Here is a 23723-nt window from a genome sequence, read left to right as displayed (position 1 = left end):
ACTTATACCCGTTTATACATCTATGGATCTCATTCTTGCGTTAAAAGCCATCATCATGGGGCTGGTCGAAGGTTTTACCGAATTCTTGCCGATTTCGTCCACGGGACACCTGATCCTGGCCGGCAGCCTGCTCGACTTTACCAAGGATGTCTCGAAAGAAGTCATGGATGTCTTCGAGATCGCCATCCAGGCCGGCGCCATCCTGGCCGTCTGCTGGGAATACCGCCAGCGCATCGGCAGCGTGCTGTCCACCTTCAGCACCGAAGTCAAGTCGCGCAAGTTCGTGCTGAACGTGGCCATCGCCTTCATTCCGCTGGCCGTCATCGGCCTGGCCATCGGCAAGATGATCAAGCATGCGCTGTTCAAGCCCGTGCCCGTGGCCATGGCCTTCATCATCGGCGGCATCATCATCTTGCTGGTGGAGCGCCGCGCGCGCACCAATCCCGTCACCGTGCGCGTCAACTCGGTCGATGAAATGACGCCGTTCGATGCCTTGAAAGTGGGCTGCGCGCAGGCATTCGCGCTGATCCCCGGCACCAGCCGTTCCGGTTCGACCATCATCGGCGGCATGCTGCTGGGCCTGTCGCGCAAGACGGCCACCGAATTCTCGTTCTTCCTGGCCATCCCCACCCTGCTGGCGGCCACCTTCTACTCGCTGTACAAAGCGCGCGACATCCTGTCGGCCACCGACGTGCCCCTGTTTGGCGTAGGTACCGTGGCCGCCTTCATCTCCGCCTTCCTGTGCGTGCGCTGGCTGCTGCGCTACATCAGCTCGCACGACTTCACGTTTTTTGCCTGGTACCGCATCGTGTTTGGCTTGCTGGTCCTGGCCAGCGCCCACTACGGCTGGGTTGTTTGGGCAGAATAAGGCACTATGAATCAAGATCTTAACCAGCGCGCGCTGCACCTGCTGCAAACCGTTTTCGGCTATCCGGCCTTCCGCGGCCAGCAAGCCGATATCGTCGGCCACGTCAGCCATGGCGGCGACGCGCTGGTGCTGATGCCCACGGGCGGCGGCAAATCGCTGTGCTACCAGATTCCCGCCCTGCTGCGCGATGGCGTGGGCGTCGTCGTCTCGCCGCTGATCGCACTGATGCAGGACCAGGTGGACGCGCTGGAAGAAGTCGGCGTGCGTGCCGCCTTCCTCAATTCCACGCAGACGTACGAAGAAGCGAGCCGCATCGAGCGCCTGGTGCGCACGGGCGGCATCGACGTCGTCTACGTGGCGCCCGAGCGCCTGATGACGCAGCGCTGCCTGGACCTGTTCCAGGCCTCGAAGATCTCGCTGTTCGCCATCGACGAGGCGCATTGCGTGGCCCAGTGGGGCCACGACTTCCGCCCCGAATACATCAAGCTGTCGGTGCTGCACGAGCAGTTCCCGGACGTGCCGCGCATCGCGCTCACCGCCACCGCCGACCCGCAGACGCGCGCCGAAATCGCCCTGCGCCTGCAGCTGGAAGACGCACGCCAGTTCGTCTCGTCCTTCGACCGCCCGAACATCCGCTACCAGATCGTGGAAAAGGCGAATGGCCGCAAGCAGCTGCTCGACTTCATCAACACGGAACACGCGGGCGACTGCGGCATCGTGTACTGCCTGTCGCGCAAAAAAGTCGAAGAGACGGCGGAATTCCTGAACCAGAGCGGCATCCGCGCCCTGCCCTACCACGCGGGCATGGAGTATGCGAAACGCAGCGCCAACCAGGCGCGCTTCCTGCGCGAAGAAAATATCGTCATGGTCGCCACCATCGCCTTCGGCATGGGCATCGACAAGCCCGACGTACGCTTCGTCGCACATCTGGATCTGCCGAAAAGCATCGAGGGCTATTACCAGGAAACGGGGCGCGCGGGCCGCGACGGCATGGCCGCCAACGCCTGGATGGCGTACGGCTTGCAGGACGTGGTGCTGCAGCGGCGCATGATCGACGAATCGGAGGCGGACGACACCTTCAAGCGCGTGCTGGGCGTGAAACTCGACGCCATGCTGGGCCTGTGCGAAACGCTCAGCTGCCGCCGCATGCGATTGCTCGAATACTTCGGCGAACCGGCTTCGCCGTGCGGCAATTGCGACACCTGCCTGGTGCCGCCCGTGTCGTTCGACGGCACCGTGCCCGTGCAAAAACTGCTGTCGGCCATCTACCGCGTCGACCAGCGCTTCGCCGGCGGCCACGTGATCGACGTGCTGCGCGGCGTGGAGTCCGAACGCATCAAGACCTGGCACCACGACTCGCTGTCCGTGTTCGGCATCGGTTCGGACCTGGGCGAAGCGGAATGGAAGTCGATTTTGCGCCAGGCTATCGCGCTGGGTCTCGTGTCGGTCGACCATGAACAATACAGCTCGCTGAAATTGACGGATGCCTCGCGCCCCGTGCTCAAGGGCGGCCAGAAAGTGCAGCTGCGCCAGTACCAGAAACCGGTGAAAACCACCAAGCGCAGCACCAGCGTGGCGAAGGGTTATGTCGAGACGGATCTGTCGACCAGCGAACAGGCGATTTTCGACAAGCTGCGCTGGTGGCGCGTGGAGACGGCGCGCACGCACAACGTGCCGGCCTACGTGATTTTTGTCGATGCCACCCTGCGCGAAATCGCCAAGGCCAAGCCCACCTCGCTCGAGCAGATGCGCGGCGTGAGCGGCGTGGGCGAGAAAAAACTGGCCTCGTACGGCGACGAAATCGTCGCCATGATCCTGGAGATGATTTGATGGAAGATTTGATGGAAGCACTCTCGTCCGACCTGATCTATCAGGCCGTGAAAATTCTCGGCGCCCAGCCCGACGCCGAAAACGAGGTGGAAGCGCAAGTACGGTTACTGGTGCAGGACGATCTCACCGTGCGCCGCCTGGCCGACGTGGTGCCGGAAGCCTTCGGCCTGGTGCTGGCGTCGCACCTTCCCGGCGCCGAAAACATGACCCTGCCCCATACCTTCTGCGCCCAGGACGAGGACGGCGAGTGGGTGGAATTCCCCATGCGCCGCGAGCCGATCTTTGTCGTCGCCGCGGATATCGCCCAGCATACCTTCCACAACGGCCCGCGCGCGCTGATACAAAACCTGGCCAGCCGCAGCTCCCTGCTGTCGGCCATCAACAAAGCATTGAACGCGGGCGGCTCGCTCGATGGCACGACCCTGGGCCCACCGTCCTTCTTCGGCCTGCCGGCATCGCTGTACCAGCCGGCACAATGAAAAACGGCGCCTGCGGGCGCCGTTTTCACACTTATTTTACCCCCGGCATGCCATCGGCATCGAGCACCGTCACCTCGCCCCAACCCAGTTCCCGCACGCCTGCTTCGATCTTGCGCAGGTCGCCGACCACCACCCACACCAGTTCATCGGGCTGCACGAACTTGCCCCCCGCCCGGGCCAGCTGCGCCGCATCGAGCTGGCGCATCCTGGCCGAATAATCGGACCAGTAGGCATCGGGCAAGCCCAGGTTCAAGCTGGTCAAGGCGGCTGAATCAAGCGCCGCCAGGGTTTCGAAGCGGCCCACCAGGCGCGAATGCATATTACGCATGATGCTGTCGAACTCCTCGCCCTGCACCGGGCGTTCGCCGGCCACGCCGCGGATTTCCTTCGCCACCTCCTGCATCGCTTCGCGGGTCTTATCCGTCTGCACGGGCGCCAGCACCAGGAAGGCGCGCTGGCCGCGCGGGTTCGTCAGCAGGCCGCTGGTACCGTAGCTCCAGTGCTTGTCCAGGCGCAGGTTGCGGTTCAGGCGCGACGTCGCCATGCCGCCGAAGTTCTGCATCAACGGCTCCGCCGCCAGGTCTTCCGGCTGTCCCTGCACTTGCGACAGGTGCGCGGCGACGATGGTCGATTGCGGCGCATCGGGTTTGTCGATCAGGAAGACGCGCTTGCCCGCCGTGCGGCCAGGCGCAGCCACCGCCTTGGCCGGCGCACTGCCCCCCTGCCAGCTGCCGAACGATGCTTCCAGCGCCGGCATCAGCTGCGCCAGGGTGGTATCTCCGCTGACGACAATGGTGGCGCTGCCCGGCTTGAACCAGGTGGCGTGCCATTGCGCCATGTCGGCGCGCGTCAGGCCTTGCACGCTGTCGGCATAGCCCGAAACCGGCCGCCCGTACGCATGCTCCTTGCCATACAGGATGGCGGGCACGATGCGCATGGCCAGGCTGCTCGGCTGGGCTTTTTCCTGGCCGATCTGCGCCAGGCGGCGCTGCTTCTGCTGCGCAAACGAAGACTCCTCAAACGCCGGGCGCAGGGCCGCATCGGCCATCAGCGCCAGCGATGGCGCCAGGTTGCCCGCCGTCGATTGCAGGCGCAGCAGGGACAGGTCGGCCAGCGAACTGCTGGACAGGTTGGCGCCCAGCGACTCGAGCGCGTCGGATAGCTGGAAGGCATTGCGCGTGCGCGTGCCCTTGTCGAGCAAATCCATGGCCAGCGACGCGGCGCCCGCCTTAGCGGCGCTATCCGAGGCGCTGCCCGCGTCGAGCGCCAGCGTCACGTTGACGATGGGCGCCGTGTGCCGCTGCAGCAGCACGACCTGCACGCCATTTTTCAGCTGCGCGCGCTCGATGGCGGGAAAGGCCACGTCGGGCGGCGTGCCGAGGGCCGGCAGCTGCTTGCGGTCCAGCGTCGATTTTTCCGCGCTCAGCTGCGCGAAGGGTTTCACCGTCATGGTATGGCTATTGGCATTGAGCCACGCCGCACCGCTGCGCCGCACCTGTTCCGGCGTGACCCTGGCCGCCGCTTCCAGCTGGTCCAGATAGGCTTCCGGCGTAGCGCCAAAGGTGGCGTTTTCGGCCAGCAAATTGGCGCGGCGCCCAAGACGTTCATTGGCCCGCGCGACCGCCGCGAAGCCGCGCGTCTTGGCGCGCGACAGCTCGTCCATCGTCGGTCCGTCCTTGAGCAACTGCTGCAATACCTGGTCCATTTCGCGCTCGGCATCGGCCGGTGCCACACCCGGCTTGACGGTGACGACGATCTGGAACGCACCGGCCAGCTCATTGTCAGCCACGCCTGCGCTGACCGACGTGGCCAGGCCCTTTTCATACACCAGGCGGCGGTCCAGGCGCGCGCTTTTCGAACCGGCCAGCACATCGGCGAACAGCGACAAGGCAGGGATGGACGGATCGCCAAAGGCCGGCGCATGGTAGCTGCGGTAGATACGCGCCTGCGGCACGCGGTCTTCCATCTCGCTGCGGATATTGCTGTCCAGGCGCGGGATCCAGCTCTGCGTGCGCGGCAGCGGCGGGCCGGGCGGAATCGCGCCGAAATACTGCGTCACCAGCGCCAGCGCGCGTTCCGGCGTGATGTCGCCAGCCAGCGCGATGACGGCGTTATTCGGGCCATAGTAGGTGCGGTACCACTGCTTGATGTCGTCCAGCGATGCGGCGTTCAAATCGTCCATGCTGCCGATCGTTGACCACGAATACGGATGCGAGTACGGATACATCTGCGCGCTGATTTCGTCCCAGACGCGGCCATACGGCTGGTTCTCGCCCTGGCGTTTTTCATTCTGCACCACGCCCCGCTCGCGTTCGAGCATCTCTTTCGAGATGTAGTTGCCCAGGTAGCCCATGCGGTCGGACTCCAGATACAGGGTGCGTTCCAGCGCCGACACAGGCACGTCTTCATAGAAGTTGGTGCGGTCGCCGTTCGTCGTGCCGTTGCGGTTATTCGCGCCCAGGTCGTCCATCGCTTCGCGGAAGCCGTGCGGATAATTTTCCGAGCCGTTGAAGAAGAAGTGTTCGAACAGGTGCGCAAAGCCCGTCTTGCCGCGCTGCTCGTTGCGCGAACCCACGTGGTACCACAGGTTTACGGCAACCACGGGCACGCTGTGATCCTCGTGCACGATCAGGGTCAGGCCATTCTTGAGCACGAATTTCTGCTGCTTGAGCGCGAAGGCACTGCGCTGGAACGGCGCCTGGGCGGCCGGCGCCGCCGTTGTGGTGGATGCGGCCGGCGTGGCGGCATGCAGGGGGACGGCCATTTGCGCGACGGCGGAAAGGACCAGGGATATCAACAATTTCTGTTTCATTGAATACCTTGAAAAAGGGACTTCGCATGGAAACGCGCAGCACGCAATGGCCGCAGGCGTCAGGTATTCTGCCAGAGATTGCGATGGCAAATGATTATTTATTGCAATTTAGAAATCTCCTCCGGGCTTGCCGCCGCCCTTTGCATTTGGCGTTAAAAACGGTACGATCCTGCGATGGAAACCAAATGGCTGGAAGACTTCATTTCGCTCGCTGAAACGCATAATTTCAGCCGTTCCGCGGCCCTGCGCCACGTCACCCAGCCGGCATTCTCGCGGCGCATCCAGTCGCTGGAAAACTGGCTCGGCATCGATCTGGTCGACCGCACCTCGTACCCCACGCGCCTGACGCCGGCCGGCGCCGTGTTTTACGAGCAGGCGCTGGAAATGCTGGGACAGATCAATGGCGTGCGCGCGCTGTTGCGCGGCAAGCGCGCGGCCACGCAGACGAGCGTCGATTTCGCCGTGCCCCACACCCTGTCGCTGACCTTCATGCCGAAGTGGCTGACGGCCCTGGAAGAAGGTTTTGCGCCGATCAACAGCCGCTTGATGGCCCTGAACGTGCACGACGCCGTGCTGCAGCTGGTCGACGGCGGCTGCGACCTGCTGCTGTGCTATCACCATCCGCGCCAGCCGGTGCAGCTGGACCCGGGCCGCTACGACATGCTGGTGATGGGCCGCGAAACCCTGCGCGCGTATGCGCGCTGCGGCCAGGACAGGGTGCCGGACTTCGTCCTGCCGGGCAGCGCCAAGGAGCCGCTGCCCTTCCTCTCCTACACCAGCAATGCCTATCTGGGACGCATGGTGGAACTGCTGGTGGCCGACGCCAAGGTGCCCCTGTTCCTCGATACCTGCTACGAGACGGACATGGCCGAGGGCTTGAAAATGATGGCGCTGGAGGGACGCGGCATCGCCTTCCTGCCCGAATCGGCCGTCATGCGCGACGTCAAGTACAAGCACCTGGCGCGCGCCGACGGCGGCGCGCCAGGCTGGGAAATCGAGCTGGAGATCCGCCTGTACCGCGAACGCCCATCGAGCCTGCGTCCCGGCAAGCAGATCGTCGAAAGCCTGTGGCAATACCTGGTGCAGTCGCAGGACGGCAAGACCCGCATGGGCAAGCGCCGCAAACGCGCCTCCGGGACCGCGCCATCCTGACTGGCAATCCTGGCAACACAACTATGCATTAAATGCATAACCGGATGCGCACAAAGCATTGGCCGGGGCATGAGGCTATCGCCTACGATGCGGTTCCGCTGCGCGCAGCCTTCAGGTGCGCCTACCACAGCATTTTCGAACGCCAGAAAAATTCATCGCGATGCTCTGCGGATTTTTCGACGTTACACCACCGTTTTGTCCAGGAGCTTATCAAGCATGACCAGCAAGCACGCACTTCCTTCCTACCTCAATTCCGAAGATCTGGGCCCATGGGGCGTCTACCTCGAGCAGATCGACCGCGTTACGCCGTACCTGGGCAACCTGTCGCGCTGGGTGGAAACGCTGAAGCGTCCAAAGCGCATCCTGACGGTCGACGTACCTATCGAGCGCGATGACGGCACCATTGCCCACTACGAAGGCTACCGCGTGCAGCACAACCTGTCGCGCGGCCCGGGCAAGGGCGGCGTGCGCTTCCACCAGGACGTGACCCTGTCGGAAGTGATGGCGCTGTCGGCCTGGATGACGGTCAAGAATGCCGCCGTCAACGTGCCATACGGCGGCGCCAAGGGCGGTATCCGTGTCGATCCGAAGACCCTGTCGCGCAACGAACTGCAACGCCTGACCCGCCGCTACACGAGCGAGATCAGCATGATCATCGGACCGAACAAGGATATCCCGGCGCCGGACGTCAACACGAATGAACAAGTCATGGCGTGGATGATGGACAGCTACGCCATGATCGGCGGCAATATGTCGACCGGCGTGGTGACGGGCAAACCGATCTCGCTGGGCGGCAGCCTGGGTCGCCGCGATGCGACGGGCCGCGGCGTGTTCGTCGTCGGTTGCGATGCGGCCGCCAAGGTCGGCATGTCGCTCGAAGGCGCGAAAGTCATCGTCCAAGGTTTCGGCAATGTGGGCGGCGTCGCTGCCCGCATGTTCGCTGAAGCCGGCTCGAAAGTGGTGGCGGTACAGGATCACAAGACCACCGTCGTGCATTCCGGCGGCTTGAACATCCCGCAACTGCTGGCACACGTGGCCGAAGTGGGCAGCGTCGAAGGCTTCCCGGGCGCCGAGGCATTCGTGCCACGCGAAGATTTCTGGGGCATCGATTGCGACATCCTGATCCCGGCCGCGCTGGAACAGCAGATCACCGCAGAACGCGCACAAGTCATCCGCGCCAAGATCATCCTGGAAGGCGCCAATGGCCCGACCCTGCCGGCAGCGGACGACATCCTGACCGACCGCGGCGTGCTGATCGTGCCGGACGTGCTGGCCAATGCCGGCGGCGTAACCGTCAGCTACTTCGAGTGGGCGCAGAACTTCTCGAGCTTCTTCTGGACGGAAGAAGAGATCAACAGCCGCCTGACCCGCATCATGCGCGAAGCGTTCGACGCCGTATGGCAAGTGTCGCAGGAGAAGAAAGTGTCGATGCGTACCGCCACCTTCATCCTGGCATGCACGCGCGTGCTGCAAGCTCGCGAAGTACGCGGCCTGTATCCATAATGGCTGCCTGAGAAAAAGCCCATGGCGTTGTTGCCTGCCCCTCGCCGTACTCGCGTACTGTCTTCGGGGCGGCGCCTAGCCCTGGGCATTTTTCAGGCGCCATTAGGTTGTTGGCACTTTTAAAAAAATCCCGCCACACTGTTGTGTGAGCGGGATTTTTTGTATCCGAGGACTTTTTTACGCCGCGTAACCTTGCGGATTCTGGTGCTGCCAGCGCCAGTGGTCTGTGCACATGTCGTCGATGTTTTTCTGCGCTTGCCAGCCCAGCAGTTCCTTCGCCTTGTCGGCCGAGGCGTAGCAGCTGGCGATGTCGCCGGGACGGCGCGGCACGATGTCATACGGCACGGCGCGGCCGCTGGCGGCCTCGAAGGCACGCACGGTATCGAGCACGCTGTAGCCGTGGCCCGTGCCCAGGTTGACGGTAAAACCGCCCTCGGTGGAAAACAGGCGGTTCAACGCCGCCACATGGCCCAGCGCCAGGTCGACCACGTGGATATAGTCGCGCACGCCCGTGCCGTCCGGCGTATCGTAGTCGTTGCCGAAGACGGCCAGGCGCTCGCGGCGGCCCACTGCCACCTGGGCGATGAACGGCATCAAATTGTTCGGAATACCGGCAGGATCTTCACCGATCAGGCCGCTGACATGTGCACCGACCGGATTGAAGTAGCGCAACACACCTACTTGCCATTGAGCATCAGCATGCACGAGATCGGCCAGGATCTGCTCGACCATCAGCTTGCTGCGGCCGTATGGGTTGGTCACGGACAGGCGTGACGTTTCCAGGATCGGCAAGGCTTCCGGATCGCCATACACGGTGGCCGACGAGCTGAACACAAAACGCTTCACGTTCGCCGCCGCCAGCACTTCCAGCAGCGCCACGGTGCCCGTCACATTATTGTCCATGTACATCAACGGCTGGGCCACGGATTCGCCCACCGCCTTCAAGCCTGCGAAATGGATCACCGCGTCGATGGCGTGCTCGCGCAGGACGGCGGCCATGGCCGTGCGGTCGCGCACGTCCGCCTCGTAGAAGGGCACGCTTTTGCCGGAGATGCGCTCCACGCGCGCCATCGCTTCGCGCGCGCTATTGCACAGATTATCCACCGCCACCACATCAAAGCCGGCAGCCAGCAATTCGACGCACGTATGCGAACCGATGAAACCGGATGCGCCGGTCACGAGTATTTTCTTGGACATAATATTGCTCAATGCAAAAAAGATAAGACTACCGTAATTCCCCCGCCTTGCCTAGCTGGCGCACGCTAGCGCGCGCGTTAAAAAAGCCTGCGGCGTCGCCGCGGCAGGCTTGTTCTCGTGCAAACGGCACGGTGGGAAAACCGCCAAATTTACTTCTTGATGAACACCAGATCCCACACGCCATGGCCCAGCTTCAAGCCACGGTTTTCAAACTTGGTCAGCGGACGGTACGCCGGCTGGGGCGCATACCCCTCGGCGCTATTGCGCAACTGCGGCTCGGCGCCCAGCACTTCCAGCATTTGCACTGCGTAATCTTCCCAGTCAGTGGCGCAATGCAGATAGCCGCCCGGCGCCAGGCGATCGGTCAATTGCTTGACGAATGGCGACTGGATCAAACGGCGTTTGTTGTGGCGCGCCTTGTGCCACGGATCGGGGAAGAACACGTGGATGCCGGCCAGCGAATTGGCCGGAATCATGTGCGTCAGCACTTCCACGGCATCGTGCTGCAGCAGACGCAGATTCGTCAGCGACTCTTCACCGATCAGCTTCAACAGGCTGCCGACACCCGGCGTATGCACTTCGACGCCGATGAAATCCTTCTCCGGCATGGCTTTGGCGATATGCGCCGTCGTCGCGCCCATGCCAAAACCGATTTCCAGGATGACCGGCGCCTTGCGGCCGAACACCTGCTCGAAGTCCATCGGCTCCTTAGCGAAAGGCAACAGGAACTGCGGTCCCAGGGTCTCGAGCGCGCGCGCCTGCGCGACAGACAGGCGTCCCGCGCGGGTCACGAAGCTGCGGATGCGGTGTTCGGTCGGATCGTACATCATCGGCCGCGCCGGGCCGTTTGCTGGGGTATCAGAAGACATGGGAATGGAGAAATAAGTGGCTGCGCCGCATAAAATCAGGCGTCAGCGAAAAATGGAGCGGGTGAAGGGAATCGAACCCTCGTCGTAAGCTTGGGAAGCTCGACAAGGAACTCAACAACCATGCGGGCTTGCGGCCCGTTTCTGCTCCGCGAATGCGACATTATAGCAGCCGCACAAGTGGCCATCCATGCTGTATTTTTTGCGTTTGTGGAGCGTACTATTGCTATTCGTCAGAGTGATTTTTACCAACCGATCTGCATCGCTCGTTGAACTGATAGAGGAGACTCTAAGCACTTAAGTTCGAAGATTCTATGCAGCCGAAGGTGCGGTAAAGGAAATAACTGAGTGTCATGCATTTTTATCCACATTCCACATATTTCGTTAGTCATTCCCACCAGAATATTTAAAAGAATTTCATCATACAAAGCGACTAGCCAGAGTGTAAATTCATGCTGGGCGCAAAACAAGAAAAAAGGAGGCATAAGATAATCTTGGTAACAATTTAATATACCCCCTGCAATACACTATAAAAATTTACAAAAAATACATTTACTCATAAATTTATTTTTAATTATTCACCAATTTTAAATATTTATTGCAATCAACCATATTCATTTGATAATAATATGGATATTTTAGGATTTTCAAGAAGTTCAGCCAAAATATACTCCATTCTTTCTGCTATATCTCGCATCAGATCATTAAGTTCATATTTATGGTAGTTGTGAAATATAGCATTTCTTATATCATATACAAAATTTGGAAGATTCAAATCTTTATAGTAAACCTCATCTTTGTCACTACCAAATAATACTCTAACAAGACTTATTTCATTCTCATTAAGAACACTTCGATGAGCGCAATGTCCAAACACTCCATTTATCAACTTTCGCTCACTGGAAAATTCTGCCATATTATCTCGAATTGTACCTATTGTCGAGCGACGCATTTTATGCTCATCCAATTTAAAATGAAAATACTTCTCAATAAGCAATTCGACCACTTGATATATGCTGACAAAGCGCGAAAGTGGATCTTCCACCTTAGGCAAAAGCTCGCACAGTAATTTTTTCACATAGGCGGTGTAACTCGTCACAGGTAAAGACTTCGCTACATTAATCCTTTTCGTCTCAATATAATTTAAAGCGAACAGTTTATTATTAGCAGCTACTCCGAATGAGATATTATAGTAACCATATTTTAAGAGTGACATGATACAATCGTGAATATAGAATTCGCCATCAATCAAAGTCTCATCTTTTAAAATTAAAATATGCGTATTATCATCTATCGCCACATCACTCCCATGATGAGCAAGATAAGAAGCCCCTATTTTTATATATTGTTCAAAATGAGTGTCACCAAACAAATCGTATTCAGATGAACCCAAAACAAGCAAAGGAAAAATCCATCCTATTCTTTTCGAATCACCATTAATTTTTGCATGAATTTTAAAAATATCATTTTCTTTAAAATTCTTCTTAGATAAAAATATCGCTGAATATTTAAAAATTAATGATCTATCCGGCTCTCCATACAATGAAATGCACTTCTCAAGTAGTTGATCACGATTTTTATTCATAACTTACATATTTGAAAGAGTACGACGTTTTGCTTGATCTGTTGCCGCCTTGAATTTTAAATAATATTCAGACTGTGAACTATCAAATAAATTCCTGAAAAAGTACTTAAAGAACATTCTCTGCGCATTACCAATTTTTTTCGCTTCCTGCTTTATCTCATCAATACATTTATTTATATGTAAAAAATCACTATTTGAATCTGCAAGCTTAAAATTACCAATTACTCTATTGAGATCGGCAATATTCAGCAATACATTTTGGTCGATAAGGGATCCTATTGCTGCCCCAAATCCAGTTAGCGCCTGTGGTTTATTGAATATCTTATATGGCGTAGCACCAAAAGGCAGGCCATTAATCTGGTATTCTGGAGCTATTTCAGAAACATCAGGATACTCCCAATCATGGGAGATTCTCTGCAAGTGATCTACAAAACCATGATGCGTTTCGGCAAATTTTGTAAAGCTATTTTCATCAGAATGATCATTATTGATCTTTCCAATGCTTTGCACTATATCAAGCAAACTATAGCGATCTATGGAATCTTCATTTCTTTCCAAAAAGGAATTATATCCTTCAATAAGGTCTGAATAATTATAGTCATGATGACTTCTTTTTGGAGATTCATCTATTTGCCGTATAATATTCAACTGACCTATTTTTTTACCTGCAAAATTCGAATATAATATTTCTATTTGGTGCCTTAGAGACATAGGCGTTTGACCCGCATTAAGAGTGAGCATCCTATACAATATTCCCACCTCAGTTATATTTAAATAAATCTCCACTCTAATTTGATAATTGGCCAATGCAGCTTTATTTTCCAAGTCATCAAATAATTCAATCAATGAATGCGTCCGTTGCAGACCGTCCAAAATTATTATTTGTGACGTATTTGGAAAAATATGGTCAGTAAAAAAGCTTTCATTAATCTGTTCAATTTTCGGATGTTCATCTCTTCGTGATGCAAGCACAATAGGTGGAATTAGGCACCCTGCTAAAATATCAGCTTTTAGCAACGAATAAATCGTTCCTGAATTTTTTACCCTCCTGCGTTGAAACTCATTATTTACTATTATTTTTTTTGCAATATCAACATACTGGCCTGCGTCCATTTCTATTTGGACATTCATGGCATTAATTCTTCTATCATTAAGCTTCGAAATAACTTTCAAGGCTTTCTCCTTAATAAAATATTGGTGCTTACTTAAAATTTATTGAATAGTTAAAAATTAAAACAACGTAACTATTTCATCCTAACCTATCTCACCTGTAAATGTCGACCATATCGGAAAAATTGCCTACCGATAGCAATGATGACTACACTATCACCTACTAGTCTTACGGCTCCGATACAGCCACGTCAACGCACTGAAACAGCCATTCCTAGTACCATTGCACCACCGACACAAAAAACCGCTCAAAGTGCGTCAAAACGCGTCAAATCGCATGCCCCCTCTTCGCCCCGCCGCGCCAGTCCTCATGCGCCTTCGGCCATGGCGCACATTTGAGTCAAAAGAGCCCTATATAGCGGGCAGGTGTGGAGGGGGACAACTGCGCGCGCCGGGCCGAAATGGCCTTTTTATTGCTCCAATGACAACATCATTCGTCGGGACGTGAAAAAGCCGCCTCGTGGGCGGCCTGTGGGGTAGCTGGAACGTTCCGGCTCGACTGGGTTATCGCAGCCCTACCCTGCCGGCCAGCGCGGTGTGGCGGTCATCCTGGGCGGCCGGCGCGGGCCTTCGCCGCCTGCTCTTTCTCGGACTCGTGTAAATAACTGTACGCACCCCGACCGCCCTGCCCCGCCGGATCGCAGCCCCGACATCGTACGGGCGATCTGTGATGAAGAGCGAACCGCGATTTGGGCTTGTGCAGCACACAACAATCTGTGCCCATTCCCCCGGATCCCGGGCGACTAAGAAAAGATCGATTTGCTTTTCGAAGTGGCGAGGCTAAACGCCTGCCCCTACCCGCGCGTGATCGTCACCGATACGTCCCCCACGAGAGGAAAAGCCACATGAGCATCTTTGCCGTGATCGTTCGCACGCAAACCGAACGCTTTGAATTTTTTGAGGTTGCCGCATCCAGCGGCGACGTGATCGACGCCGCCATCGACCGCTACGGCGTGTGCGGCGTTACCGCCAAACTGAAAGGAGCACCGCAATGCTGACCACCCTAACCGATTCACCGCGGAAAATAGCCCTGGGCGACCGCGTGACATTCGATACCGATGAAGGCTACCAGGCCGGCATCGTCAACGACCTACGCCGCGACGTGGGTAATGGTGAGTTGCATGCCTGGGTAGAGCTGGACCACCATTGGGCAGGCATGTTCCGGGCCGTGCCGCTGGCGGCAATCTTGCCCGCATTGAGTTAGGGACACGGTATGGCGGACCGCATCGCGACGAATGCCACCTTCCTGTCGATGGACGATATTTGCGCCCTAACTGGCCGCAAGATGAAAACGAAGCAAATTGAGGCGCTGCGGAAGATGGGTCTCCCCTTTTGGGTCAATGCCATCGGGCGGCCGGTTGTCACGGTTGCTGCAGTTGAGGGGCGCAAGGAAGCGCCACGGGAAAAAACATGGGTAATGCCAAGGATCAATAAAAATGGGCCGACGAAACACACGTAATTTGAACATGCCGCCGAACATGCACCCGCGCACCCAGCGCAGCGGCAGGGTGTATTACTACATGTACACGAAGGATAAGCCGCGCAAAGAAATCCCGCTTGGGCCCGACTTCATTTTGGCCTTGAAAAAATATGCTGAGCTAAACATCGTAGTGGAGCTCACCGCTAACGCGACGTTCTCAGATGTCGAAACGCGCTACCTGGTTGAAGCGGTTCCAAAACTCGCCGCCAGTTCGGCGCGCATGTACCGATCAGACATCAAGCACCTTCTGGCCGCATTTGCCGGGGCGCCGCTGAACCAGATCAAGCCTATGCACATTCGACAGTTCCTCGACGACCACGCCGACAAGCCGACCACCGCCAACCGTTGCAAACGGGTATTTTCTACCATGTGGAACCATGCGCGCGGGTGGGGCTACACGAGCCTGCCGAACCCTTGCGAGGGCATCCAGGGGCATTCACTGGCAAAGCGCACCGTGTACATTACGGATGCAGTGTTCTCCGCTGTACGCATGCACGGCAGCGCGCCGCTACGGGACGCGATGGACCTGGCCTACCTGACAGGTCAGCGTCCAGCGGATGCGCTGCGCATGACGGAACAAGACATCATCGATGGGCACCTGATCATTACGCAGGAAAAAACCAAGCAGCCGCTGCGCATCACCATCACTGGGGAACTAGCCAAGCTGATGGATCGCATCCGGGTGCGCAAGGCCACACACAAAATTGTGACAGGTTCACTACAGACCAATATCCACGGCAAGCGCCTGACCGCACCAGCGCTTCGCACGCACTTTGACACGGCAAAAAAGCGGGCGGCGGAACATGTGCCGGAACTGGCGCAAGACATCATGGCATTTTGGTTTTACGACCTGCGCGCGAAGGCGGCCGATGATACTTCAGATGATCGTGGCGACCAAGCGGCGAGCGATCTTTTAGGGCACGACAGTGTGAAAACAACCCAGCGACACTATCTGCGGCGAGGGAAGATTGTGGCTCCGACGAAATAAAGCACAAGTGGAATAATGCCGCTGTTTTACAGCGTCACCTCAACTACCGTTGATCGGGTTGAAGGGAACTATACCGTCACTTGCCAGTCGCACGCATATAAGCGGCTACCGCCGCTTCATGCGATAGCTCACATTCCTCATCGCTGATGGAAGGCTGCTTTGATAGTGGAGCACAATCAATACCTGCGGCTTGTCGCACCGAAGCTAGTGCACGTTCCGCTTGGACAATTGAAATGGATTTTCGCCGATCACGGTTGTGGATCTCATTATTAGTCTCAACCCCCATGTCGGCCAATACTTTTAGCTGAAATTGCATCTCTCTGGATAGATCAATTTTTCGCATAAAAGTAAGCTCGAACAGCGCATGGAACTTTGCTATTTCCTCCATTTTTTTCATTTAGTGGACCATTCGGTATTGCTGTTTTGATGTTCGATAATTTGACCACATGGATGAAAGCGCCCCGTCAAAGAACTGAATGAAAGCTCTCCAGCGCTGAGAGTGGCCTTGGATACTGGTCATGAGAGGGCAAAGCCCGAATTGCTGGGCTATGTATCTCAATGCCTATTTATGTATTAGTCGGTCCAGAATTTCGCATAATGCTATGCATCCTTAAGGCTTCATAGTGGCGAGCAATCATATTTACTAGGGCATTCTTACTTTGACGCTTTGAAGATGCAAGCCCAATACGTTCAGCCAGCTCCGACAAATTACCTACAGTGAATTCCTCATCTTCTGACAGTAAAAAATCTTCAATTTCGGCGGGAGACATAGTAGCGAGCCGATCCTGAATGTCAATCGGGAGCGATCGCACCATTTTTTTCTTTACGGGTGCCATGCCAGGAAGAAAATCCTGCAAAAAAGACATTTTCTTCTGATCAAGCTCAGTATCTGGAAGCTTGCGCAGCAAGCGAGCCAATTGCTCAAGATATCTTGAAAGTTCGTGGGTTCTCATTATGTAATTTACACGATCCGGTTAAAAAACTCGTCAACGACTCGCTCCATGTAAGTAGCTTGTTTCTCTGCGTTTGGCTGGGAACGAGGCAAGTCGCTAAAAGCGAAAACAGGTAAGTTAACCTGAGCCGCTGCTGACATACCATCACCATCAGTAACATAGTTTTCAAAAATAGCACTCGATCCAAGTTGGGAGGTAACCGACGTCATGATCTGCTGATGCCCGCTCTTAGGTCCTCCGCCGTACTCATCGACCATATTGAAAATAATGCCACCGAACTTTGTCTCAACGTATGTCCCCGGTAACCCGGCGTAAGCCCACATGGATCGATAGTCTTGATTGAACTGATCCATGTATTTTGTGATCTGCGATATACCTACTGTAGACAAAAAGTCGGGAATTGCCGGCACCACATAGTAGTCGCTTGCAAAAAACGCATTCTGAGTAACAAGATTTACGTTTGGCGGACAATCGAGAAGCACGTAATCATATTCGTCCGCCACCCTATCTATGATGTTCTTGATAACAGAAAGCTTATCAATTTCGAATCCTGTCTCTTCTCTGTGATCTTTTCCAGAACGTTTCTCACGTGCAAGTTTCATATCCAAAAGTGTCAGTTCTTGATGAGAAAGGACAATTCCAACTTTAGTATATACTTTTCCTGCCCGGGCACGAACCTGCTGTTTCAGTATGACGTCGTCCGGATTAGCTTGTTTTCTGTCGAAGTACTCGTCAAAGACAGTCTTCAAAGTTGGGCCATTATTTGTGTATGTGTGACTAACGTACGCCGAAAGGCCAACAGCTAGGAAAGAAAGATTACACTGCGCATCTAAGTCGATCAACAGAACTCGCTTCGAATGCCTGGAGGCGAGACCGGCCGCCAGGTGAAGCGTGAGGGAAGTTTTCCCGACCCCGCCTTTCCAGTTGATCATGCTAACGACTATGGGCATTTTGTGTCCTTTGATATTTACTTCGGATATGTATGGGTAGTGGCCGTGACGCATCACGCGTGAGATTGACGCGGCTGCGAGCTAAATAATGGAAGCCATATTGGAAGGCCCAGTAGGCAGACAGTGTGCCAATGGCGCCTCTGCCGTCTGCCGCTACCCGGACCGGCCACGAAGGATAACAAATTGCCAAACGGCAAAACACACACTTTGTCACGCAAGGGCAAAAGCCTGTGCCAGGCCGAAAATAAAGGTATAGCCCAGTTAGCGGTTGGAATCAGCGCAATCCTGAGCCGATGGCTTGGAGCATTGACAAGAAACGTCTTCTGAGGGCATTTCATCAGGAACGCGAACAAGGCAAGATGACGCCGTCGAGTCGAAGATAACGATCACCGCAATCCCAACTTCTAAGGGGCGACAGAAGAGGCTTATTCAACTACGAATAGGCCCAATATGCAATTTTGTGGAGCGGGATTGACTTTGTGGAGCGGCGAAAGCAGGTTTTTCGCCGTTTTTCATTGGAGCGGGTGAAGGGAATCGAACCCTCGTCGTAAGCTTGGGAAGCTTCTGCTCTACCATTGAGCTACACCCGCGAAGCCTGCATTTTACGCGGGATGGCAAGTACTTGGCAAACTTGTGGATCGCTTCCGCATGCATCAGCAATTCCCGCGATATGTAACAAAGAACATGGGCTGCCACCCCGGCAAGGTCCCGTTTTTGTTGATAGAGAACAACATCTCAGGCCTGCAGACGCGCTGAATGATCAGGTATGTAGCAAAATTAGAATAAATTATTGTCGCCACACACTGTGCGGCGCAGACTAGCAAGAGAAATGTTGCTACAATCGTGTGACAGTTTAGCATTCCCGCTGTTCAACCTAAAAGGATATCCCATGAAGAAAATTCTGATCGCTTCGGCAATCCTGTGCTTCGCTTCCGCACAAGCCATGGCTCAATCGACGCCAGCCCCTGCACCAGCTGCAGCAGCCCCAGCTGCTGGCGCCGCTGCCGGCACCACCGTTGCCGGCCTGAGCGTCAGCACCATGATCGCAATCGGCGCAGCAGTTGCCGTTGTGGCAGGTGCAGCTAGCTCGGATTCGACCACCGCGCACACGACCCCAACCCACCATTAATACCTGGCTGCCCAGGCAGCGACAGGTAGGTCGATCCTGCAGCTTGATGTCGAGCCGAAAGGTGAAGGCCTGGTACCGTAAGAACTAACATGCCAAAAACATGTAATTTCTTACAACAAAAGCCCTTTTCATTTGAAAACGGGCTTTTTTACTTTTTATCAAACATCAAAAAGATCAGCATCAGTCTTTCTGTTGTGGACGAATGATGTCCTTCGTATGGCCATGCCTGCGATGCTCATCTATTCATTAAGAGATCCGCTTTCATGTTCGTGAAATACCCCGCTCCATCGCTTCAGTTGCCATGAAGAACCAGCCCCTCTTCAGGCGCATGGGATTTGCCCTGCAAGGCATCAATGCTGCCTTCCGCGCGGAATCGAGCTTTCGCCTGCAGTGTCTGGCCGCCCTGATGGTCGTCGTCGTGCTGGCCTGGAGCAAACCGCCCTTGATCTGGTGGGCCCTGCTCTTGCTTAATTGCGGCATGGTCTTGGCGGCGGAACTGTTCAACACCGCGCTTGAGCACCTGATCGATCACGTCCACCCGTCCCTGCACCCAAGCATCAAGATTGCAAAAGACTGCGCAGCAGGCGCTGTCTTGCTCCTCAGTTTGACGGCACTGTGCGTGTTTGTTGCTTTTTTGGTGGAAAACGTTGTGCGCTAGGAAGGGAAACGGCCTGGCAATCTACAATGTCATACCGAATAAAATGCGTTGCTGGCAAATAGGCACAGTGACCAAAAATACAAAGAAATCAATAACTTATTAGGATAGACCCCTCCCTGCAGTATTTGACCGATGCGAACGTCCACCGTTCCCATGCGATCGCAGAATACTCGGCAAATCTCTATCTATGTCGAATGATTAACCATTCAGTTGCACTAAATAATGCAGTTTAAATTTATCCAGAAGCATAAATGAATACTCCCCTCGTACCGGTGATTCTTTGCGGCGGTTTCGGCACGCGTTTATGGCCACTGTCGCGCGAAGCGTTTCCGAAGCAATTTCTGCGCCTTTCCGGTCAGGACAGCATGCTGCAACAGACATTGCAGCGACTGACAGGCATCGACAATGTGGCGCCTGCGCTATTGGTATGTAACGAGTCATCGCGTTTCATCGTGGCGGAGCAACTACGTGAGATCGGGCTGGAGGAAAGTCGCATGCTGCTCGAGCCCATGCGCCGCAATACCGCACCGGCCATCGCCACGGCCGCCCTGCAGGCGATGGCCAACGGCGATGACCCGGTACTGCTGGTACAGCCTGCCGACCATGTGATCCTGGATGCGCCCGCATTCCACCGCGCCATTGCACTGGCACGTACTGCCGCGGAAGAAGGTAATTTACTCACGTTCGGCATTACCCCAACGGGACCAGAAACGGGCTATGGCTATATTCGCGCCGAAGGAGACGCCAGCGAGCTAGTCCGGCGCGTGCTTGATTTCGTGGAAAAGCCTGCCTTGCCCCTGGCAGAACAGTATGTTGCCAGCGGCGACTACCTCTGGAACAGCGGCATCTTCCTGTTCCGTGCCAGCCGCTATCTGGCAGAGCTGGAGCGCTACCAACCCGCCGTCCTGGCTGCCTGCCGCGCCGCCTTCGCCAACGCAAAGCGTGACCGCGACTTCATTCGCCTGGATAGCGACGCATACGCTGCCAGCCCCGACATTGCCGTCGACTATGCCGTCATGGAATGCACCGACCTTGCGGCAACCGTCACCCTTGATGCTGGCTGGAACGATATCGGCTCCTGGGCCGCCGTCTTCGATGTCGCGGAAAAGGATGCCAATAACAATAGTGCGCAAGGCGACGTGTTGATGCAGGATTGCAACGATTGCCTGATCCACGGCAATAGCCGCCTGGTCACCGCCATTGGCATGCGCAATACTGTTATCGTGGAAACCGCCGATGCCGTGCTGGTCATGGATGCGGCCCAGGCGCAATATGCCAAGACCATGGTCGCCCAGTTGATTGCCAGAGAGCGCCCGGAGGCCACCATGCACCGCGAAGTCTTCCGGCCGTGGGGCTCCTATGATTCTATTGGTAATGGCGAACGTTTCCAGGTCAAACGCATTACCGTCAAGCCTGGCTCGAAGTTATCGCTGCAGATGCACCACCATCGTGCCGAACACTGGATCGTAGTATCAGGCACGGCCGAGATCACCAATGGCGACAAAACCTACTTGTTGACCGAGAACCAATCTACCTATATCCCCCTCGGTGTCGTCCATTCGCTGGCCAACCCGGGAAAAGTACCGCTGGAGTTAATTGAAATTCAATCGGGCAGCTATCTGGGGGAAGACGATATCGTCCGCTTTGAAGACCGTTACGGTCGCGTCTGACCGAGCGGACAAGCGGCATAGCCAGCAATTCACACTGAAGTTTATAAGGTTTAGCAAGTCATCATGAAACCAATCGAAGGCATCTTTGTACAAGAAGTGAAATGGTATTGCAGCAGCAGGGCAGAGAAATATTTCCTCACCTTTGCGGATGCACTCGCCATGTTTGCTGCATTCTGGCTCGCAGGAACATGGCTCCTCGATACCGCCGAGCTGAACAGCTGGGGCTTGGATAGCTCGCGTATGCTCAGCTACAGCCTGCTATCGCTGATCACCCTGGGGATCTTTAAATTGAAGGGCCACCATGCCAAGCGCCGCCCTTACTCCAATGAAATCAAGGAGCTGCTGAAAATTGCCATGGTGATGGGCCTGATCGACGCGGCCCTGGTATTCCTCGACAAACGTGATTCTTCACGCGCGGCGCTGCTGGCCTCCTGGTTGCTGGTACCTTGCTGTGTCTTGCTGCTGCGTGGCATCGTCAAATACCTGCTGATGAAAGCTGGCGGCTGGATACGCCCCATGGTCATCATCGGTTGGGGTGACAATGCCTTGCAAACAGCGCGCGCCTTCGATGAAGAAGCCTTGATGGGTTATCGCCTGATTGCCTTCCTGATTCCTGAAGGCCAGGAGCGCTTCGACCATCACTATGTCAACCGCAATAAACAGAGCGTGCCGTGTATTCCGCTTGGCAACAGTCCAGAACAGACACTCAAGCTGCTTGGAGACCCCCACGCTGTGGTGGCTCTGGAGCAAGGTGGCATTGACGCTTATCAAGGCATGATCCAGCAGATCAGCCGTTGCGTTGCCAATATGCAAGTAGTACCGGCCGTACGCGGCTTGCCCCTGTACGGCATGGAGGTCAACCATTTCTTTACGCATGAAGTACTGCTGCTGACCATGCGCAACAACCTGGCGCGGCCCGGCTTGCAACTGATCAAACGCTGCTTTGACCTGACCGCTTCGATCGGCGTGCTGATCGTTGGCGCTCCCATTTTGCTGTGGATCGCCGCCAAGGTCATGGCATCGGGCCGTCCCGTCTTCTACGGCCACAAGCGCGTGGGACAGAATGGCAAACATTTCCTGTGCTACAAATTCCGCACCATGGCCGTGAACGCGGACGTCTTGCTCAAGGAGTTACTGGAGCGCGATCCTGAAGCCCGTGCCGAATGGGACCGTGATTTCAAGCTGAAAAACGACCCGCGCATCACCTCGATCGGCCACTTCCTGCGCCGCACCAGTCTCGATGAATTGCCGCAGCTATGGAACGTCCTGAAGGGAGAGATGAGCCTGGTCGGGCCACGACCTGTAGTCGATGCCGAACTGGAACGCTATGGCAACCAGATCGACTATTATCTGGAGGCAAAACCGGGGGTCACCGGCCTATGGCAAGTGAGCGGCAGAAACGATGTCAGCTACGATACCCGCGTCTATCTCGATGCCTGGTATGTCAAGAACTGGTCTTTATTCAATGACATCGTCATCCTGCTGAAAACGGTTAAAGTCATTTTCAAGAAAGATGGCGCGTATTAGCCATTGTTTTATATCGATATACACGTTAAAAATCCAACAACTCCGAGGTGAAAAATGAATCGACTTGAGATTGCTGACATTATTGTAAATAAAATACAGTCCTCCATTGATGAAATATCTTTGCAGTACGAAAACTCAAAGGAAAAGATCGGATATTTTTATATAGATGACTTATTGCCTGACGACATAGCAAGAAATATATTCAGCTGCTTTCCAGATGGAAAAAATATGAGACTTAAAAAAAGTCTCAAAGAGTATAAATTCATTGCGGCACAAATGGATCAATACAATCCCATTCTGGAAGAAGCGATTTATGCGTTTCAAGACCCACGTGTGGTTGAATTGATTTCAAAAATCTGCAAAATATCGGGACTGTATCCCGACGAAAACTTATACGCTGGCGGTATCTCATTGATGGGAGACAAGCATTTCTTGAATCCGCATCTGGATAACTCGCACGATAAAGAGCGTGAACGTTGGCGCGTATTGAATCTTTTATATTATGTGACTCCTGAGTGGCCTATTGAAAATGGCGGCAATCTTGAAATATGGCCCGATGGCTTGCAGAACCCGCAAATCACGATTCACAGCAAATTTAATCGGCTTGCCGTCATGGCGACACATGATGCTTCTTGGCATTCAGTAAGCCCTATTTCATCCAATGGCAGCGCGCGCGGTTGCGTCTCAAACTATTATTTTTCGGATGAATCCTTAAGAAGCACGGATCAATTCCACGTGACATCCTTCCGCGGACGGCCGGAACAGGTTTTACGCGATATCTTCTTGCAGGCGGATATTAAAGCACGAATGGCTGTCAGAAAAATATTCAAAAAAGGCATCGTCGAGAATCCTCACGTTTACAAAAAAGAAAAATAATTCGCATAATTTTTCAAAAATTCAAATAAG

22 protein-coding genes and 1 tRNA gene are annotated in these 23723 nt (G+C 55.1%); 14 read left to right on the top strand and 9 right to left on the bottom strand.

The window, feature by feature from the left end; genetic code table 11:
- Positions 1–22 precede the first annotated feature (22 nt).
- From VPH41_RS00855 to VPH41_RS00845, 3 genes are read left to right on the top strand one after another with little or no spacing between them, the layout of a single operon-like run.
- A complete protein-coding gene (locus VPH41_RS00855; protein WP_152282093.1) occupies positions 23–868 on the top strand; it encodes an undecaprenyl-diphosphate phosphatase in 846 nt (281 codons plus the stop codon).
- A 6-nt stretch (positions 869–874) separates the two neighbouring features.
- Positions 875–2698 (top strand): DNA helicase RecQ, encoded by a 1824-nt coding sequence (gene recQ / locus VPH41_RS00850; protein ID WP_328568659.1) that lies wholly within the window; start codon positions 875–877, stop codon positions 2696–2698.
- A gap of 11 nt (positions 2699–2709) precedes the next feature.
- The gene (locus tag VPH41_RS00845) at positions 2710–3177 is read left to right on the top strand and encodes a hypothetical protein (protein ID WP_328568658.1); all 468 of its coding nucleotides are present in this window, start codon (positions 2710–2712) and stop codon (positions 3175–3177) included.
- Positions 3178–3208: 31 nt separating this feature from the next.
- Here VPH41_RS00845 and VPH41_RS00840 read toward each other — a convergent pair whose 3' ends face one another.
- Complete coding sequence (locus tag VPH41_RS00840) at positions 3209–5989, bottom strand: M16 family metallopeptidase (protein WP_328568657.1); 2781 nt, start codon at positions 5987–5989, stop codon at positions 3209–3211.
- Positions 5990–6163: 174 nt separating this feature from the next.
- Here VPH41_RS00840 and VPH41_RS00835 point away from each other — a divergent pair, with 174 nt between their 5' ends.
- Positions 6164–7141 carry a LysR family transcriptional regulator gene (locus VPH41_RS00835; protein ID WP_328568656.1) on the top strand — a complete coding sequence of 326 codons (978 nt, stop codon included), beginning with the start codon at positions 6164–6166 and terminating at the stop codon, positions 7139–7141.
- Between the two features lie 216 nt (positions 7142–7357).
- The gene (locus VPH41_RS00830; protein WP_131373381.1) at positions 7358–8644 is read left to right on the top strand and encodes a Glu/Leu/Phe/Val family dehydrogenase; all 1287 of its coding nucleotides are present in this window, start codon (positions 7358–7360) and stop codon (positions 8642–8644) included.
- A 177-nt stretch (positions 8645–8821) separates the two neighbouring features.
- Here VPH41_RS00830 and galE read toward each other — a convergent pair whose 3' ends face one another.
- The 4 genes from galE to VPH41_RS00810 form a co-directional block, all read right to left on the bottom strand.
- A complete protein-coding gene (gene galE, locus VPH41_RS00825; RefSeq protein ID WP_328568655.1) occupies positions 8822–9841 on the bottom strand; it encodes a UDP-glucose 4-epimerase GalE in 1020 nt (339 codons plus the stop codon).
- A gap of 149 nt (positions 9842–9990) precedes the next feature.
- Positions 9991–10671 (bottom strand): tRNA (guanosine(46)-N7)-methyltransferase TrmB, encoded by a 681-nt coding sequence (gene trmB / locus VPH41_RS00820; protein WP_152254880.1) that lies wholly within the window; start codon positions 10669–10671, stop codon positions 9991–9993.
- 640 nt (positions 10672–11311) lie between these two features.
- Complete coding sequence (locus VPH41_RS00815) at positions 11312–12292, bottom strand: hypothetical protein (protein ID WP_328568654.1); 981 nt, start codon at positions 12290–12292, stop codon at positions 11312–11314.
- Between the two features lie 3 nt (positions 12293–12295).
- A complete protein-coding gene (locus VPH41_RS00810; RefSeq protein WP_328568653.1) occupies positions 12296–13465 on the bottom strand; it encodes a hypothetical protein in 1170 nt (389 codons plus the stop codon).
- A gap of 842 nt (positions 13466–14307) precedes the next feature.
- Between VPH41_RS00810 and VPH41_RS00805 the strand changes: the two genes are divergently transcribed.
- From VPH41_RS00805 to VPH41_RS00790, 4 genes are read left to right on the top strand one after another with little or no spacing between them, the layout of a single operon-like run.
- Positions 14308–14460, top strand: coding sequence for a hypothetical protein (locus tag VPH41_RS00805; protein ID WP_328568652.1), 153 nt, complete (start codon positions 14308–14310; stop codon positions 14458–14460).
- Entirely contained in the window at positions 14454–14666 is a 213-nt protein-coding gene (locus VPH41_RS00800) for a hypothetical protein (RefSeq protein ID WP_328568651.1), read from the top strand. Before VPH41_RS00805 ends, VPH41_RS00800 begins: the two co-directional genes overlap by 7 nt.
- 9 nt (positions 14667–14675) lie before the next feature.
- Complete coding sequence (locus VPH41_RS00795; protein ID WP_328568650.1) at positions 14676–14921, top strand: DUF4224 domain-containing protein; 246 nt, start codon at positions 14676–14678, stop codon at positions 14919–14921.
- Between the two features lie 19 nt (positions 14922–14940).
- Positions 14941–15930, top strand: a complete 990-nt coding sequence (locus VPH41_RS00790; protein WP_328568649.1) for a tyrosine-type recombinase/integrase — start codon at positions 14941–14943, stop codon at positions 15928–15930.
- A 76-nt stretch (positions 15931–16006) separates the two neighbouring features.
- Here VPH41_RS00790 and VPH41_RS00785 read toward each other — a convergent pair whose 3' ends face one another.
- The 4 genes from VPH41_RS00785 to VPH41_RS00770 all read right to left on the bottom strand — a co-directional run bounded on the left by VPH41_RS00785 (position 16007) and on the right by VPH41_RS00770 (position 18423).
- Positions 16007–16327, bottom strand: coding sequence for a hypothetical protein (locus tag VPH41_RS00785; protein WP_328568648.1), 321 nt, complete (start codon positions 16325–16327; stop codon positions 16007–16009).
- 169 nt (positions 16328–16496) lie between these two features.
- A complete protein-coding gene (locus VPH41_RS00780; RefSeq protein WP_328568647.1) occupies positions 16497–16883 on the bottom strand; it encodes a hypothetical protein in 387 nt (128 codons plus the stop codon).
- Between the two features lie 8 nt (positions 16884–16891).
- Positions 16892–17833 (bottom strand): ParA family protein, encoded by a 942-nt coding sequence (locus VPH41_RS00775; protein ID WP_328568646.1) that lies wholly within the window; start codon positions 17831–17833, stop codon positions 16892–16894.
- A gap of 516 nt (positions 17834–18349) precedes the next feature.
- Positions 18350–18423, bottom strand: a tRNA-Gly gene (locus VPH41_RS00770).
- A 299-nt stretch (positions 18424–18722) separates the two neighbouring features.
- Between VPH41_RS00770 and VPH41_RS00765 the strand changes: the two genes are divergently transcribed.
- The 5 genes from VPH41_RS00765 to VPH41_RS00745 all read left to right on the top strand — a co-directional run bounded on the left by VPH41_RS00765 (position 18723) and on the right by VPH41_RS00745 (position 23693).
- Positions 18723–18962 carry a hypothetical protein gene (locus VPH41_RS00765; RefSeq protein WP_170846353.1) on the top strand — a complete coding sequence of 80 codons (240 nt, stop codon included), beginning with the start codon at positions 18723–18725 and terminating at the stop codon, positions 18960–18962.
- Positions 18963–19263: 301 nt separating this feature from the next.
- Entirely contained in the window at positions 19264–19620 is a 357-nt protein-coding gene (locus VPH41_RS00760) for a diacylglycerol kinase (RefSeq protein ID WP_328568645.1), read from the top strand.
- A gap of 251 nt (positions 19621–19871) precedes the next feature.
- The gene (locus VPH41_RS00755; protein WP_328568644.1) at positions 19872–21290 is read left to right on the top strand and encodes a mannose-1-phosphate guanylyltransferase/mannose-6-phosphate isomerase; all 1419 of its coding nucleotides are present in this window, start codon (positions 19872–19874) and stop codon (positions 21288–21290) included.
- Between the two features lie 63 nt (positions 21291–21353).
- Positions 21354–22817, top strand: a complete 1464-nt coding sequence (gene wbaP, locus VPH41_RS00750) for an undecaprenyl-phosphate galactose phosphotransferase WbaP (RefSeq protein WP_328568643.1) — start codon at positions 21354–21356, stop codon at positions 22815–22817.
- A gap of 54 nt (positions 22818–22871) precedes the next feature.
- Positions 22872–23693, top strand: a complete 822-nt coding sequence (locus tag VPH41_RS00745; protein WP_328568642.1) for a 2OG-Fe(II) oxygenase — start codon at positions 22872–22874, stop codon at positions 23691–23693.
- The last annotated feature ends 30 nt before the right edge of the window (positions 23694–23723 follow it).

Origin of the sequence: Janthinobacterium sp. P210006 (assembly GCF_036231885.1) — a bacterium.
GTDB classification, from domain to species: Bacteria; Pseudomonadota; Gammaproteobacteria; order Burkholderiales; family Burkholderiaceae_D; genus Janthinobacterium; species Janthinobacterium violaceinigrum.
Note: the sequence above shows the minus strand (reverse complement) of the source record. Positions and strands in the feature narration are given on the sequence as shown.

Bases quoted from the DNA above. Each gene is read 5' to 3' on its own strand.
- VPH41_RS00855 (WP_152282093.1), top strand. From the start codon at position 23: ATGGATCTCATTCTTGCGTTAAAAGCCATCATCATGGGGCTGGTCGAA.
- recQ (WP_328568659.1), top strand. From the start codon at position 875: ATGAATCAAGATCTTAACCAGCGCGCGCTGCACCTGCTGCAAACCGTT.
- VPH41_RS00845 (WP_328568658.1), top strand. From the start codon at position 2,710: ATGGAAGCACTCTCGTCCGACCTGATCTATCAGGCCGTGAAAATTCTC.
- VPH41_RS00840 (WP_328568657.1), bottom strand. From the start codon at position 5,989: ATGAAACAGAAATTGTTGATATCCCTGGTCCTTTCCGCCGTCGCGCAA.
- VPH41_RS00835 (WP_328568656.1), top strand. From the start codon at position 6,164: ATGGAAACCAAATGGCTGGAAGACTTCATTTCGCTCGCTGAAACGCAT.
- VPH41_RS00830 (WP_131373381.1), top strand. From the start codon at position 7,358: ATGACCAGCAAGCACGCACTTCCTTCCTACCTCAATTCCGAAGATCTG.
- galE (WP_328568655.1), bottom strand. From the start codon at position 9,841: ATGTCCAAGAAAATACTCGTGACCGGCGCATCCGGTTTCATCGGTTCG.
- trmB (WP_152254880.1), bottom strand. From the start codon at position 10,671: ATGATGTACGATCCGACCGAACACCGCATCCGCAGCTTCGTGACCCGC.
- VPH41_RS00815 (WP_328568654.1), bottom strand. From the start codon at position 12,292: ATGAATAAAAATCGTGATCAACTACTTGAGAAGTGCATTTCATTGTAT.
- VPH41_RS00805 (WP_328568652.1), top strand. From the start codon at position 14,308: ATGAGCATCTTTGCCGTGATCGTTCGCACGCAAACCGAACGCTTTGAA.
- VPH41_RS00800 (WP_328568651.1), top strand. From the start codon at position 14,454: ATGCTGACCACCCTAACCGATTCACCGCGGAAAATAGCCCTGGGCGAC.
- VPH41_RS00795 (WP_328568650.1), top strand. From the start codon at position 14,676: ATGGCGGACCGCATCGCGACGAATGCCACCTTCCTGTCGATGGACGAT.
- VPH41_RS00790 (WP_328568649.1), top strand. From the start codon at position 14,941: ATGCACCCGCGCACCCAGCGCAGCGGCAGGGTGTATTACTACATGTAC.
- VPH41_RS00785 (WP_328568648.1), bottom strand. From the start codon at position 16,327: ATGAAAAAAATGGAGGAAATAGCAAAGTTCCATGCGCTGTTCGAGCTT.
- VPH41_RS00780 (WP_328568647.1), bottom strand. From the start codon at position 16,883: ATGAGAACCCACGAACTTTCAAGATATCTTGAGCAATTGGCTCGCTTG.
- VPH41_RS00775 (WP_328568646.1), bottom strand. From the start codon at position 17,833: ATGCCCATAGTCGTTAGCATGATCAACTGGAAAGGCGGGGTCGGGAAA.
- VPH41_RS00765 (WP_170846353.1), top strand. From the start codon at position 18,723: ATGAAGAAAATTCTGATCGCTTCGGCAATCCTGTGCTTCGCTTCCGCA.
- VPH41_RS00760 (WP_328568645.1), top strand. From the start codon at position 19,264: ATGAAGAACCAGCCCCTCTTCAGGCGCATGGGATTTGCCCTGCAAGGC.
- VPH41_RS00755 (WP_328568644.1), top strand. From the start codon at position 19,872: ATGAATACTCCCCTCGTACCGGTGATTCTTTGCGGCGGTTTCGGCACG.
- wbaP (WP_328568643.1), top strand. From the start codon at position 21,354: ATGAAACCAATCGAAGGCATCTTTGTACAAGAAGTGAAATGGTATTGC.
- VPH41_RS00745 (WP_328568642.1), top strand. From the start codon at position 22,872: ATGAATCGACTTGAGATTGCTGACATTATTGTAAATAAAATACAGTCC.